This is a genomic window from Thioalkalivibrio sp. AKL12, from assembly GCF_000377925.1.
In the GTDB taxonomy this organism is placed as follows: Bacteria; Pseudomonadota; Gammaproteobacteria; order Ectothiorhodospirales; family Ectothiorhodospiraceae; genus Thioalkalivibrio; species Thioalkalivibrio versutus.
This window is the reverse complement of the sequence record NZ_KB898904.1, coordinates 41,462-55,715: the sequence shown is the minus strand read 5'-3', so window position 1 is coordinate 55,715 and position 14,254 is coordinate 41,462. Positions and strand designations below refer to the sequence as shown.

Sequence of the window (14,254 nt, the reverse complement as noted above, 5' to 3'; positions counted from 1 at the left end):
CGCTGGGGGACCTGACGCCGGTCGAATACCGGCAGTTACACACCCCGGAAACCTCTAGTTATGCGTGGACCTAATCCGGGGAAGTCGACACTTCAGCGGACGAACACCTCCCCGGTATCCTTCGATGAACCAAATATTTTGCCGACTGGGCCTATCAGATCGGCCGGCACCACTGGGAGAACCTTGGGGTGGTCAGCACGTTGCTCGTGCACCGCGAGAAGACGAAAGCGCTGCGGGATCGCCTGAAGGCGGAGGGGATGACCGACCCCAAGGAACGGGCGAAGCATGCGGTGCATCGCCGGGCGTATGTCGATCGGGCGGTCGATATCTGGGAAGCGCGCAGCCAGGGGCAGGCCCGTCAGCTTTTCGGTTTCCGCGAGGGCTACATATTTCGAGACGCGACGAGCGACGCGTTGATGCAGGTTCTGGCCGTGCTGGATAACGAGCTTGAGGTTGCCGAGCGGGTGATGCCGACCGAACGATTCGGGCGGGCCTATCGGCTAACTGACGTGGATTTTGCGGAGCACCTGCGCTGGGGGGCTTCGCTCGAGCGTTTCGAGGTACCCGCTTCCAGCCTGCGGTCCGAGCTGACTCGGGTGGAAGTCTCTCGAGACCAGCGCGAGCCGCATAACGGGGTCGGGCCGCGGTAATTGCCGAATATCCCGGAGAAACGGCGTGCGTGGAAGGTCGATTACGGGCTTAGGGTTTGTGTATCTGCCCAAAAAACGGTCAGTCGGTGTAGATCATGCGGCGGGTCATGCCGCCGTCGGCGGTCCAGATCTGGCCGGTGACGAAGCCGGCGTCCGGCCCGAGCAGGAAGACGGTGAGGGCGGCGATGTCGGCGGGCTGGCCGACGCGCCCGGCCGGGTGCTGGGCGTGGTCCTGTGCGGACAGGGGCTCGGCCTGTTGATGGTCGGGACTGCGGGCGTCGATCCAGCCGGGGCGGATGGCGTTCACGCGGACGTCCGGCCCGGCGCTGATGGCCAGGGCGTGGGTGAAGGCGTCGAGGCCGCCCTTGCTGGCGGCGTAGGCCTCGGTATCCGGTTCCGACTGCAGGGCGCGGGTGGAGCTGATGTTCACGATGGCCCCATGGCGGCGACGCAGCAGGGACAGGGCGTGCTTGGCGAGCAGGAAGGCACCGGTCAGGTTGGTGTCCAGCCAGCGCTGCCAGTCGACGAGCTCCAGTTCTTCCAGGGGGCCGGAGTGCGGGTCGCTGATGCCGGCGTTGTTGACGAGGGCATCGAGGCCGCTGTGCCATTCATCCGTGCGGCAGATCACTGCGCGTACCTGATCCTCGTTGCGGACATCCAGGGTCATGGCCCGGGCGGCGCGGCCCAGGCGCGTGGCCGCCTGTTTGCATTCGGGGCCATCGATATCGGCCAGCACGACCTTCCAGCCATCCTGCACCAGGCGCTCGGCGATGCCGAGGCCGATGCCGCGCGCCGCGCCGGTGACCAGCGCGACCCGAGAATGACTTTGACGGGGCGTGTGCTCAGACATTCAAGGTCACGGGTGAGCCTTGCTGCCCACGGCTGGCGCGATAGGCGGGGCGACATGAGTCATGCGGTTTCGGTCTCGTGCGCGAGCATGTTCATGATCAGGCGGATCATCGTTTCCTTGTTGTCGGGGTCGGATTCCGCCACCAGCAGGGTCAGGGCGGCCAGGCCTACATCGTTGATCACGGGCTCGCCGGCGGGGCTGATGAGACGGTGATTGCGATGCAGGAAGTCGACGAACAGGTAGGCGGCGCTGCGCTTGTTGCCGTCGGAGAACGGGTGGTTCTTGATCACGAAGTACAGCAGGTGCGCCGCCTTGGACTCGACCGTGGGGTAGGCCGGTTCGCCGAATACGGACTGGTCCAGGTTGCCCAGTAGCGACTCGAAGCCGTCGCCGCGCTCCTGGGCGAAGAGTTCGGTTGCCTGTTTCTTTGCGACCAGGTCTTTCTTTAGCGTGGCGAGGGCGCTGCGCGCCTCGTCGGGTGTTGGAAGTGTGCCCCCACTCTCGGCCCTGGGCTCGGTCAGCAGGCCCTCGTCGTAGCGCTGCAACAGCAGGAAGGTCTGGGCGTAGCGGGTGACGATGTCGACCAGCCCACGACCGGCTTCGACGCCCAGTTCCGGGCTGCGGGCGGTACGGCGCACCAGCTCCAGTGCGGCTTCCAGCTCCCGGGCGTTGGTCTCGAAGCGCTGGCGGTTGAGGGTCCAGCCCCGGGTCAGGTGTTCGCGCAGCACGCGGGTGGCCCATTGGCGGAAGTGCACAGCACGGCGGGAGTTGACCCGGTAGCCAACCGAGATGATGGCGTCGAGGTTGTAGTGCTTGATGCGTCGTGAGACCTGGCGAGCGCCTTCCTGTCGAAGTACCGAGGAATCCTCGGTAGTTGACGGTTCATCGAGTTCGTCGTCTTTGTAGATGTTCTTGAGATGCAGACCGACGTTGTCGGTTGAGGTGTCAAAGAGCTCGGCCATCTGCCGCTGCGTCAACCAAACGGTATCGCGTCCGGTGTCCAGTCGGACTTCCACGATGTGGTCGGCATCATCTTCGTAAATGACGATCGGGGTTTCGTCTTCCCGGGTCATGTCGGATCCTCTTCCTTGAGGGGTTGCTGTTTTATAGCTTGTTCCTGGCTGTGTTTCCTGTCACCAGCTGGCCGGGTGGATGCTCTCACCGTATTACTCGCCTGATGCCGGCGGAAGGTTGTAGAAGGCTCGGGCGGTCGCGGTGGTGTGGGCGGCGAGTTCTTCGGTGGTTTCGTCGCGCAGTTTGGCCACGTATTCGCCGATGTGGGGGAGGAAGGCGGGTTCGTTGCGGCGGCCGTTGCCGATCTTCTTGCCGGTGCCCTTGGGCAGGCTGCGCGGCAGCAGGTACGGGGCGTCGGTCTCGATCATCAGGCGGCCGCGCGGGATGCGCGGGACCAGCGGGTGCAGGTGGTGGCCGCGGCGTTCGTCGCAGACCCAGCCGGTGATGCCGATGTGGCAGTCGAGGTCGAGGTATTCGGCCAGGGCGTCGGCCTCGCCGGTGAAGCAGTGCACCACGGCCGCCGGCACCTTGTCGCGCCAGCGGCGCAGGATCTGGGCGAAGTCGTGGTGGGCGTCGCGTTCGTGCAGGAACACCGGCAGGCCGAGGTCGGCGGCCAGCTCCAGCTGGGCCTCGAAGGCGCTGCGCTGCTGCGGGCGCGGCGAGTGGTCCCGGTTGTAGTCCAGACCCATCTCGCCCATGGCGACCACGTTGGCGTCCGCGCGGGCGAGGTCACTGAACCGGGCGGCGATCGCGTCGGTCCACTGTTTGGCGAGATGTGGGTGCACGCCCAGGGTGGCGCGGCAGCAGTCCGGATAGCGGTCGGCGATCTCCAGGCACTTTTCGCTCTGGTGGGCGTCGGCGCCGGTGATCAGCATCCAGGAGACACCGGCCTCGCGGGCGCGTTCGAGGACCTCGTCGCGTTCCTTGTTGAACGATTCGTGGGTGAGGTTAAAGCAGATATCGATCCATTCCATGCGCGGTATGCTAACGGATTGGACGCGTGGTGCCAGTTCCCGGGCCTGTCATTGCGAGGGGCCGTCGGCGACGGGGCACGCACAAAAGCGCGAAGCGCGTTGAACGGCCGCAGGCCGGCCCGAAGGGCGAGTCCATCGCTCTGCCAGCTTTGGGAGATTGCCGCGGTGCCTTCGGCGCCTCGCAATGACCGGGAAACAAGCAGCGTCATCGCGAGGAGCGCAGCGACGTGGCGATCGCCGTGGGTTGCCCCGGCGCTGGTCCGGACGAACGCCGAGGGTTTCTTCGGTAGATTGCCACGGCCCCTGCGGGGCCTCGCAATGACGGGGCGGGGAGCACGTCATCGCGAGGAGCGGAGCGACGTGGCGATCTGTGGGGTGGCCCCCGCGCCGGGACGGAGAAACGTGGGGGTTGCGGATGGAAGTTGCCACGGCCCCTGCGGGGCCTCGCAATGACGGGGTGGTGGTCCGGGTTTGGGGCTGAGGCCGCGCCGGCGTGTTAAACCTTGTGCAGTGCTTTTGATTTGGAGTTTGGAATGCGTGATGCGAGCCCCCTGGCGGTTTATCTGAACGACTATCAGCCGCCGGCGTTTGTGGTGGAGAGCCTGGAGCTGGACTTTGATCTGGCGGCGGCAGCCACCGAGGTGACGACGCGCATGGCGGTGCGGCGCAACCCGGAGGCGGTGGAGCCGGATGCGCCGCTGCGCATGTATGGCGATGGCGTGGAACTGGTCTCGTTCACGGTGGACGGCGCCAAGCCGGCCGAGGGTTTGCTGGAACAGGACGCCGAGGGGCTGCTGCTCCACGGCCTGCCGGAGGCCGCGCGGCTGGAGATCGTCAGCCGCTGCCACCCGGAGCAGAACACTCAGCTTGAGGGGCTGTACGCCTCCAGCGGGAATCTCTGCACCCAGTGCGAGCCGGAGGGCTTTCGCCGCATCACGTTTTTCCCCGATCGCCCGGATGTGCTGACCACCTACCGCGTGCGCCTGGAGGCGGATCGGGCGCAGTACCCGGTGCTGCTGGCCAACGGCAACCGCGTCGAGGCCGGCGAACTGGACGGTGGCCGGCATTACGCCGTGTGGGAGGACCCGTTCCTCAAGCCGTCGTACCTGTTCGCGCTGGTCGCGGGGGATCTGGCCTGCCAGCGCGACACCTTCACCACGATGTCCGGGCGCGAGGTTCAGCTCGAGCTGTACGTGGAGGCACACAACGCCGATCGCTGCGATCACGCGCTGGCCTCGCTGAAGCGCGCCATGCGCTTTGATGAGGAGGCCTTCGGCCGCGAATACGATCTGGATGTGTACATGATCGTCGCGGTGGACGACTTCAACATGGGGGCGATGGAGAACAAGGGGTTGAACCTGTTCAACGCCAAGTACGTGCTGGCCAGCCCCGACACCGCCACCGACGACGACTTCGTCGCCATCGAGTCGGTGATTGCCCATGAGTATTTCCACAACTGGTCGGGCAACCGCGTGACCTGCCGCGACTGGTTCCAGCTGTCGCTGAAGGAGGGGCTCACGGTCTTTCGTGACCAGGAGTTCACCACCGACTGCACCCTGTTTGGCGTGAAGCGCATCGACGACGTGGCCATGCTGCGCGCCTTCCAGTTCCCGGAGGACGCCGGCCCGCTGGCGCACCCGGTGCGTCCGGACCACTACGCCGAGATCAACAATTTCTACACCCTGACCGTGTACGAAAAGGGCGCGGAGCTGATCCGCATGCTGCGCACCCTGATCGGCCGCGAGACCTTCCGCCGCGGACTGGACGTCTACTTCGAGCGCTTCGACGGTCAGGCGGTGACCACTGACGACTTCGTGGCGGTGATGGCCGAGGTCAGTGGTCGCAACCTGACGCCATTCAAGCGCTGGTACACCCAGGCCGGCACCCCGCGGGTCACGGCCGCGACGTCGTTTGACGGCCCCGGTGGCCAGGCGCGCATCACGCTCACGCAGGAGACGCCGCCAACTCCGGGGCAGGAGCACAAGGAGCCTGTGGTGATCCCGATGCGGGTGGCCTTTCTGGATGCCGAAGGACGGCGCATCACGGCTCACCAGAAGGGTGGCGAGGTGCAGGACGAGTGGGTGCTGGAGCTCAGCGAAGGCGAGCAGACCTTCCGTTTCGAAGAGTTGTCCGACTCGCCAGCCGCGATCTCCTGGCTGCGCGGCTTCTCCGCCCCGGTGATCCTGAACGCCAACCAGGGCGTGGACGAGCTGGCCCACCTGCTGGCCTATGACGACGACGCCTTTGCCCGCTGGGAGGCGGCGCAGACGCTGTTCCGCCGCGCGATCCGGTCACGCATCGAGCACGATGCCGCCGACACCGCGCTGGAGGCGGCGATCGAGCATGCCCTGGCAGCGCTGTTGCGCGACGAGGCGATCGAGCCGGTGCTGTTGGCGACCATCCTGCAGTTGCCGCCGACCCGCGAGCTGGCCGAGCTGTTCGAGCGCGTGGACCCGGTGCGTCTGCGCAACGAGCGCGACGACCTGGAGAAGCGCCTGTACATGCCGCTGACCGAGGCGATGCAGCAGATTCAGCCGAAGCTGGATGACGTCGACAACGGTGCGTTCACCGCCGAGGCCATGGGCCGGCGCCAGCTGCGCAACCGGTTGCTGGCGCTGCGCGTCGCCGCGCGCGACCAGGCCGCGGTGCCGGAGGCCCTGGCGCAGTACCAGAAGGCCCGCAGCCAGACCATGCGCATGGGCGCACTGAACGCGGTCAACGAGCTGGACCATGAGGCGCGCCAGGTGCTGCTGGCGGACTTCGAAAAGCGCTACCGCGACGACCCGCTGGTGCTGGACAAGTACTTCGGTCTGCAGGCGGGCAGCCAGGTCGCCGGCGGTTTCGAGCGCCTGGACGCGCTGCTTGAGCACCCCGGCTTTCGCTGGACCAACCCGAACCGCGTGCGCGCGGTGCTGGGGCCGTTCATGGCGCGCAACGAACGCCACTTCCACCAGGACGACGGCGAGGGCTACCGCCGTATGGGCGGCTTCGTCGAGAAGCTGGACGCGATGAACCCGCAGACCGCCGCACGCCTGGCCCAGCCGCTGACCCGCTGGCGCAAGGTCGACACCGCCCGTGGCGAGCAGATGCGCGCGGAACTCGAGCGCCTCGCCGCGCTCGAAGTCTCGCGCGACCTACGCGACGTAATCGAACGCGCGCTGGCGTAGGAGGCCAGCCCCCTCGCCGATCCGGCGCCGGGGCTTGGTCCGGGGGTTGCCGCGTCGCCTTCGGCTCCTCGCAACGACGGGGCTGGAAGCTCGTCATCGCGAGGAGCCGAAGGCGACGCGGCGATCTCCGTGGGCGGTCCCGGTGCGGGTCCGTTCGAACGTCGGGGTTGCGTCCGCAGGTGGCTGTGGGTTGTGGTAGGTTGATGTCAGGTTATAGGGGGCGCGACGCCCCTCGAGACGAGGTTCGGACCGACGTGAAGCGAGTCTTCTACCGACTGCTGTGCTGGATGCTGGTGCTGGCGATTGCCGGCCTGCCGGCGCTGGCCGCGGCCGTGGGTATGGAAGACGGTCACGCCGGGCACACGATGCATAGTGCCCAGTCCAAGGGCGACGCCGAGCACGGGGCCCACGATCACGGGCACGACGCTGCCCATGTTCACCATGCGCATGGCGACCGGGCGGGCCACGCCGCGTCGCCGCATCATGGTTCGGACCATGCGTCTTCGTCGGGACATTCCCAGGCCAGCGAGCTGCTTGCACATGCCGATTGCGTGGATGCGGCTTGTCTGGCTGCATGTGCCGCCTGTAGCCACTGTCAGGGCATGCCGTCCATCACCGGCATGAGTGTCGTGGCGACCGAAGCGCCGGGCGCAAGCCTGCATTCCTTCCAGAGCGGTCCTTCCACGGCCGCGTTGCACCGCCCTCCAATCCTCTCCTGATCCCGTAATGCCGGCCGTTTGGCCGGTTCCTGCCCGTGTGCTGCCTGGGTGCCCCCCGGCAGCGGGCAGTATGGCCGTGTCGTGCGCTTGCGCGCGGTTCGGAATCGAGTACGGAATCAAGGAGATTTTCACGATGCGAGCAACCCGATTGCTGCTCCCCGTGGTGTCGGTACTGTTTCTCGCCGGTTGTGCGGTTACCGCGCCCGAGCTGGACCGGTCCGATCTGATGGAGGACCTCTCGGTGCAGGGGATCGACCTGCCCGAGTCGGAGATGCCCCGACCCTCCGGCGAGCTGACGCTCGACGAGGCCATTCACCAGGCCATCTGGCGCAACCCGCGCATGCAGCAGGCTTATGCCAAGCTGGATCTGACTGCGGCCGACGTGGTCGAGGCCTCCCAGTTTTCCAATCCATCGCTGTCGCTGTCGGTCATGCGCCCCGAGGGTGGCGGTGGCAACGAGTACGGCGTTGGCCTGGCCTGGGGGATCTCCGGGCTGCTGATGCGCGGCTCGCGCCAGGAGATGGCGCGGTCTCACTGGGAATCCACCCGTCTGCAACTGGCCGAGGGGATGGTCGCGTTGGCCAGTGACACCGAACGCGCCTGGTATGACGCGGTGGCCGCGCGCCAGCGTGCCGAGGTGCAACGCCTGGAGAGCCGGGCCGCGGATCTGGGCGCACGTTTGGGCGAGCGCTTCTATGACGCCGGCAATATCTCGGACCTGCAGCGCGCCCACCTGCGCATCCGGGCGGCCGAGTCACGGCTTAAGCTCGAGGATGCCCGCCAGCGCGAGCGCGAGGCGCGGCTGCGTCTGGCGCATTTGATGGGGCTGCCTGGCGAGGTCGATGACTGGGAGCTTCCGAAAGAGCTGCCGCTGCCGCTGGCAGAGGTCGAGGAGCGTCAGGCCCTGGTGGACCAGGCGCTGGAACAGCGCCTGGATCTGCGCGCCCTGGATCATGCCCTGGATGGGCTGACCGAGGGCGTGGCCCTAGTGCGGCGTTACCGCTGGATGGGGGATATCGAACCGGGGCTGGAGTTCGAGCGTGAGGGTGACGGGACCCGCCTGTGGGGTGGGGGCATCTCGTTCACGCTGCCCATCTTCAACCAGAACCAGGCCGGTATTGGCCGCGCCGAGGCCCGGCTGGCGGACGGCGAGGCGCGGCGCGAGTCGCTCGTGCAGGCGGTCACCAATGATGTGCACCAGCACTTCGAGCGTCTGGCCCACCACCGCAACCGTTTCGGCGTGCTGCAGGACGACCTGCTGCCGGCTCGCGAGCTGGCGACCGAGCGGCTCCAGGAGCGCGTGAACTTCATGTTCGACGACGTGTTCGACCTGCTCGCGATCAAGCAGGAAGAGCTGGCCGCCTGGCAGAAGACCGTCGCGGCCCTGGGTGACTACTGGCAGGCCCGCGCCGCGCTGGCGCATGCCGTGGCCGGCGAGTTGCCGGGCGGCGAGCCGGGTAGCGCCGGAACCTTCGCGACCGCCCAGCTGGAGCACGAGCCGACGGCCATGGATCACGGGTCCATGGGGCATGGCGATCACGGTGCCATGGATCACGGAGGCCATGGAGGCATGGATCATGGCGACGGCGATGAAGGGCATTCCGGTATGGACCACGGGGATCACGGGGCCCATGACGATATGGATCATGGCCAAGGCCACGAAGGTCACGAAGGTCACGAGGGCCATTCCGGCATGGATCATGGCGACGGCGATGACGGGCATTCCGGTATGGACCACGGGGATCACGGGACCCATGACGATATGGATCACGGCCAAGGCCACGAAGGCCATGAAGGTCATGAAGGTCACGAGGGCCATTCCGGCATGGATCACGATGACCACGGTCAGCAGGACCAGGACCACCGCGATCATTCCAACCACGGGCATGGAGGGCATCACTGATGAAACGCCGTAACTTTCTGATTGCCGCCAGCGCCCTGCTGCCGGCGACCACCCTGACGCGGGTGATGGCCGAAACCGGCCACGAGCACCACAACCAGGGCGATCAAACGCCGGGCGAACGCACCGAGCAGGGCTACATGCCGGTGCACACGCCTAATGGCTGGACCCTGCCCTACACGATGAACGACGGGGTGAAGGAGTTTCACCTGGTGGCCGAGGAGATCGAGCACGAGTTCGCGCCGGGTTCGGTTGCCAAGTGCTGGGGCTACAACGGCACCACGCCGGGGCCGACCATCGAAGCGGTCGAAGGAGACAAGGTCCGAATTTACGTGACCAACCGGCTGCCCGAATACACCTCGGTGCACTGGCACGGCATCCACCTGCCCTCGGGCATGGACGGGGTGAAGGGTGTGACCCAGCCGCCGATCCACCCGGGCGAGACCTTCGTCTACGAGTTCGAGCTGAACCAGCACGGCACGCACATGTACCACCCGCATGCGGACGAGATGGTGCAGATGGCGATGGGGATGATGGGTATGTTCATCATCCACCCGAAGGACGGCGAGATCGAGCCGGTGGACCGCGACTACGCGATCCTGTTGCACAACTGGGGACTGCATCCCGGTACGCGCACCCCGGATCCGTCGATCATGGTGGATTTCGACCTGTGGTCGATGAACTCCAAGGTGTTCCCGGCCATCGACTCGCTGGTGGCGAAGACCGGCGAGCGGGTGCGTATCCGCATGGGCAACCTGTCGATGTGGAACCACCCGATGCACGTGCACGGGGTGTCGTTCGAGGTGACCGGCTCCGATGGCGGGCGCTGGCCACGCAGCCAGTGGCGCAAGGAGACCACCGAGATCGTGGCGGTCGGCCAGACCCGCGATATCGAGTTCGTCGCACCGCCGGGCGACTGGGCGTTCCACTGCCACATGTCGCATCACACCATGAACCCGATGGGCCACGGCATTGCCAACCCGCTAGGCGTGGATCAGTCCGGTATCGAGGAGGAGATCCGCTCGATCCTCCCCGGTTACATGGCGATGGGCGAGCACGGCATGGCCGATCATCAGGAGCATACCGACAGTGGTCACATGACCGGCCCGGAGAACACCCTGGCGATGGCCATGGGACAGGGGCCCTTCGGCAGCATCGGTATGGGCGGGATGTTCACCCTGATCAAGGTCCGTGACGACCTGGAGCCGGGCGACTTCCGTGACCCGGGCTGGTACTGGCATCCGGAGGGCGAGGTCGCCTGGATGGTCAGCGATGACCCGGACTTCGGCAATCCGGTTCGCCGCGGCAAGCTGGCCGGCGAGGGCTCGGATGCGCTGCCGACCCCCAGCCGCGACGCGAACGGCCATGGTGGTCACGGGGGGCATGGAGGTCACGACCACTAGTCTCCGGTATGGAAAACCGGCCGGAGGGTCCAGTCGGACCCTCCGTGTTACCCACACCTGTTTCAAACAACGTTTGCCACACGGCTAAACAGCAAGAGGACACGACATGCAGACCAAGAATACGATTCACAACACCACCCGAGCCGCCCTGGCGGCCCTGCTGCTGGCCCTGGCCATGCCGTTGCTGGCCCATGAGGGCGATTTGGGCAGCACGCCGGAGGACGGCGCCACCGTGCAGGGCTCGCCGGAGGCGATCGGCATCGAGTTCGATGGCGCGATGCGCATTACTCAGTTCGACGTGACCGGCCCCAACGGCCGTGTGAGGATGGCGAATCGGCCGGGCAACGAGCCGACCGAGCGCTACTTCGTGGAGCCTGCGGAGCCGCTTCCGGCCGGTAGCTATCAGGTGCGCTGGCGCGGTCTGGCGCGCGACGGGCACATGATGTCCGATGGCTTCCGCTTCACGGTGGAGGACTGATTCATGGCCTGGATGTCGGCACTCGCCGGGGTGGAGGCCTGGACCGTCGCGATGATCCTCGTGACGGCCGGGCTCTACCTTGGGGCCCTGCTGGCGACCGGGGCGGTGCTTTTTCGCTTGGCGTTTCCGGATCTGCCCGATCCGGATCGCCGGGTGCTCGCCCGGACGGGGGCGGTCGCGGCCTGGGTGGCAATCGCCCTGGCCATGTTGCAGTGGCCGTTGCAGGCCGGGTACCTAGGGGGTGGCAACGTCGCCTCCGCGATGGATCCGATGCTGCTCCGCATGGTGTTCGAGGGCGCGCAGGGGACCCGGCTGATCCTCGCGGTAACCGGGTTGTTACTGGTTCAGGCGATCCTGCTGGATGCCCGGCGTCTGCCGGGGGTGGGCTATGGCCTGAGCCTGGCCGGGGTGCTGTTGGTGATGTTCGCCTTTGTGCAGGTGGGGCATACCGTGGGCGAGCCTCGTCTTCTGTTGGCCGGCTTGCTGATCGTGCATCTGCTGGCAGCCGCCTTCTGGGTTGCGTCGCTGGCGCCACTGTACCGGCTGGCCGGGCATCCTCCCGAGGGTGCGGATGCCGCGCGCATCCTGGCCCGTTTCGGGCAGGTCGCGATGGTTGGGGTCGGATTGCTGGTGTTAGCGGGGGTGGTTCTCGCCTGGTGGTTGCTGGGTGGCATCACGCCGTTGCTGACCACCGGCTATGGCCAGTTCCTGATCGGCAAGGTGCTGATCGTCGCACTGCTCCTGCTGCTGGCGGCCGCGAACAAGTGGCGGCTGGTACCGGCCTTCGAGCGCGGCGAAGCGGGAGCACCGCGGCGTCTGCGGCGCAGCATTGCGCTGGAGGGTGCCCTGGTGGCGTTGATCCTGCTGCTGACCGCGGTACTGACCACGGTCAGCTCGCCGGCCAACGGCTGAGAAAGACCCCGGGTGGGTGTTGCCTAGATCGGGCGCTGGACGACAGTCGCCGAGAGTTCGATGTCCTCGCCCTCACGCTGGATGCGGATGTCCAGGGTTGCGCCCGGCGCGGTGCGGGCGATCGCGTTGAGGGCCTCGCGCGGGGTGTTCACGCTGCTGTCGTCGAGGTGGGTGATGACGTCCCCCGGGCGGATGCCGGCGTCTTCGGCAGGGCCTTCGCGCAGGATGCCCGCCACCAGTACGCCGCGCGGGGCATCCAGGCCGAAGGATTCGGCCAGTTCGCGGTTCATCGCCTGGACCTCGATCCCCAGCCAGCCGCGGGCGACAAAGCCCTGCTCGATGATGTCGGTCATCACGCTGCGCGCCAGGTCCACGGGGATCGCGAAACCGATGCCGTGGGAGCCGCCGGAGCGCGAGAAGATCGCCGTGTTAATGCCGATGACCTCGCCGCGGGCATTGATCAGCGCGCCGCCTGAATTGCCCGGGTTGATGGCCGCGTCGGTCTGAATGAAGTCCTCGAAGGTGTTAATGCCGAGCTGGTTGCGTCCGGTGGCGGAGACAATGCCCTGGGTCACGGTCTGGCCGACCCCGAACGGATTGCCAATGGCCAGGACCACGTCACCCACCTGCAGGTCGCTGGAGTGACCCACCGTGGCCACGGCCAGATCCGGCACCCGCACGCGCAGCACGGCGAGGTCGGTGTCCGCGTCGATGCCGATGATCTCGGCGGGATGGGCCTCGCCGCCGGGCAGCACGATGGCGATGGCATCGGCCTCCTCGATCACGTGGTGATTGGTGAGCACGTGCCCCTGATCGGTCATGATGACCCCGGAGCCGAGGCTGGACTGTTCCTGTTCGCCCGGTGGCAGTTGCTGGCCAAAGAACTCGTGCAGGCCGAAGCCGGACGGGCGGTCGATGGTGCGCGAGGTCATGATGTTGACCACCGCGGGTGCGGCGCGGCGTACGCCGTCGGCATAGCTGGCCGGCGCGCCGGTTGCGGCAGGCGCAGCCACCGGCTCGGCGACCCGCAGCTCGGCACCTGGGTCGCCGCGGCCGAGGATCTCGGGGAAGAACACTGCGATCACCACCGCCAGGGCGATACCGGTCAGCGCAGCTTGCAGCAGGAAGCGGGAGAAATTCACCATATGCCGAATATACCGAATCATCGCTCAACAGGGGATCCCGCCGTGGTCGATCGCGACGAACTGATGCAGGCACTCAATGCGGAACTCGAACCGGAGCGCTTCCGCGACTACTGTCCAAACGGGCTGCAGGTCGAGGGACGGCGCGAGATCCACCGGATCGTCAGCGGGGTGACCGCGTCGCTGGCGCTGGTGGAGGCGGCCGTGGAGACCGGGGCCGACCTGATCCTGGTGCACCATGGCTACTTCTGGAAGGGCGAGCCGCAGGAGGTGACCGGCATGAAGCGGGAGCGCTTGCGGCAGTTGCTCGCGCACGACATCAATCTGGTGGCTTACCATCTGCCGCTGGATGCCCACCCGGCACTCGGCAACAATACCCAGCTGGCGGGACGCCTGGGGTTCGCGATCGACGGCGTACTGCGCGAGGACGGTGTCGGCCAGATCGGAACCCCCGCCCAACCGCTATCGGCGCCGGATATGCAGGCGCACATCAGCAACGTGCTGGGACGCGAGGCCCTTTGCGTGGAGGCCGGTGATCACCCGATCCGGCGCATCGCATGGTGTACCGGCGGGGCGCAGTCGCTACTGACCGAGGCGGCGGCCCTGGGGGTGGATGCCTATGTCAGTGGCGAGATCTCGGAACAGACCACCCACGAGGCGCGCGAGCTTGGGGTGCATTACTTCGCCGCCGGACACCATGCGACCGAGCGTTACGGGGCCCAGGCCCTGGGGCAGTGGTGCAGGGAGCGTTTCGGCCTCGAACACGAGTTCATCGAGATCGACAATCCCGCCTGAGCGATGTCGCCCTCACGGGCCGCGCGCTGCGAGATTGTGGTGCAGAATGTGCGGTTTCGGGGCGTTGGCAGCGCCCGGAACAAGCAAATTTATAATCAACTGCTTATAAGGTTTTCGGGGGCGTGAGACCGAGTGCAATGCTCGGTCTTAAGGCGGCAATCTACTTGACCTTATTAGCGTGTTCGGGAATTCTATCGCATTTTACAGCCCGCCCAGATGGGTATTCGCGCGTGCGGCAAGCCCCTTCGCG

At 66.7% G+C, this 14,254-nt stretch carries 13 protein-coding genes; 8 read left to right on the top strand and 5 right to left on the bottom strand.

Annotated elements, in window-relative coordinates; all coding sequences use genetic code 11:
• Window positions 1-188 precede the first annotated feature (188 nt).
• Window positions 189-650, top strand: coding sequence for a hypothetical protein (locus D579_RS0112255; protein ID WP_018952176.1), 462 nt, complete (start codon window positions 189-191; stop codon window positions 648-650).
• Between the two features lie 79 nt (window positions 651-729).
• On the opposite strand, the gene D579_RS0112250 is transcribed toward D579_RS0112255, so the two are convergent.
• The 3 genes from D579_RS0112250 to D579_RS0112240 form a co-directional block, all read right to left on the bottom strand.
• Window positions 730-1,500, bottom strand: a complete 771-nt coding sequence (locus tag D579_RS0112250; RefSeq protein WP_018938185.1) for an SDR family oxidoreductase — start codon at window positions 1,498-1,500, stop codon at window positions 730-732.
• Between the two features lie 59 nt (window positions 1,501-1,559).
• Window positions 1,560-2,573, bottom strand: a complete 1,014-nt coding sequence (gene rhuM, locus D579_RS0112245; RefSeq protein ID WP_018144494.1) for a RhuM family protein — start codon at window positions 2,571-2,573, stop codon at window positions 1,560-1,562.
• A 93-nt stretch (window positions 2,574-2,666) separates the two neighbouring features.
• Entirely contained in the window at window positions 2,667-3,488 is an 822-nt protein-coding gene (locus D579_RS0112240; RefSeq protein ID WP_018952175.1) for a TatD family hydrolase, read from the bottom strand.
• Between the two features lie 533 nt (window positions 3,489-4,021).
• Between D579_RS0112240 and pepN the strand changes: the two genes are divergently transcribed.
• Window positions 4,022-6,655 carry an aminopeptidase N gene (pepN, locus tag D579_RS0112235; RefSeq protein ID WP_018952174.1) on the top strand — a complete coding sequence of 878 codons (2,634 nt, stop codon included), beginning with the start codon at window positions 4,022-4,024 and terminating at the stop codon, window positions 6,653-6,655.
• A 206-nt stretch (window positions 6,656-6,861) separates the two neighbouring features.
• Here the strand turns inward: pepN and D579_RS15480 are convergent, their stop codons facing one another.
• Window positions 6,862-7,104 (bottom strand): hypothetical protein, encoded by a 243-nt coding sequence (locus D579_RS15480; RefSeq protein WP_338065499.1) that lies wholly within the window; start codon window positions 7,102-7,104, stop codon window positions 6,862-6,864.
• On the opposite strand from D579_RS15480, the gene D579_RS15250 reads away from it, so the two are divergent.
• From D579_RS15250 to D579_RS0112210, 5 genes are all read left to right on the top strand, one after another.
• Window positions 6,994-7,374 (top strand): hypothetical protein, encoded by a 381-nt coding sequence (locus tag D579_RS15250; protein ID WP_369772992.1) that lies wholly within the window; start codon window positions 6,994-6,996, stop codon window positions 7,372-7,374. The two genes, D579_RS15480 and D579_RS15250, sit on opposite strands and share 111 nt — an antisense overlap.
• A gap of 148 nt (window positions 7,375-7,522) precedes the next feature.
• The gene (locus D579_RS0112225; RefSeq protein WP_018952172.1) at window positions 7,523-9,277 is read left to right on the top strand and encodes a TolC family protein; all 1,755 of its coding nucleotides are present in this window, start codon (window positions 7,523-7,525) and stop codon (window positions 9,275-9,277) included.
• On the top strand, window positions 9,277-10,677 hold the full coding sequence (locus D579_RS0112220) for a multicopper oxidase family protein (RefSeq protein ID WP_018952171.1): 1,401 nt from the start codon (window positions 9,277-9,279) through the stop codon (window positions 10,675-10,677). The genes D579_RS0112225 and D579_RS0112220 overlap by 1 nt, the downstream gene beginning before the upstream one ends.
• A 106-nt stretch (window positions 10,678-10,783) precedes the next feature.
• Window positions 10,784-11,155, top strand: a complete 372-nt coding sequence (locus tag D579_RS0112215; protein WP_018952170.1) for a copper resistance CopC family protein — start codon at window positions 10,784-10,786, stop codon at window positions 11,153-11,155.
• Between the two features lie 3 nt (window positions 11,156-11,158).
• A complete protein-coding gene (locus D579_RS0112210) occupies window positions 11,159-12,067 on the top strand; it encodes a CopD family protein (RefSeq protein WP_018952169.1) in 909 nt (302 codons plus the stop codon).
• 23 nt (window positions 12,068-12,090) lie between these two features.
• On the opposite strand, the gene D579_RS0112205 is transcribed toward D579_RS0112210, so the two are convergent.
• The gene (locus D579_RS0112205; RefSeq protein ID WP_018952168.1) at window positions 12,091-13,212 is read right to left on the bottom strand and encodes a S1C family serine protease; all 1,122 of its coding nucleotides are present in this window, start codon (window positions 13,210-13,212) and stop codon (window positions 12,091-12,093) included.
• A gap of 42 nt (window positions 13,213-13,254) precedes the next feature.
• On the opposite strand from D579_RS0112205, the gene D579_RS0112200 reads away from it, so the two are divergent.
• Entirely contained in the window at window positions 13,255-14,004 is a 750-nt protein-coding gene (locus D579_RS0112200) for a Nif3-like dinuclear metal center hexameric protein (RefSeq protein WP_018952167.1), read from the top strand.
• Window positions 14,005-14,254: the final 250 nt, after the last annotated feature.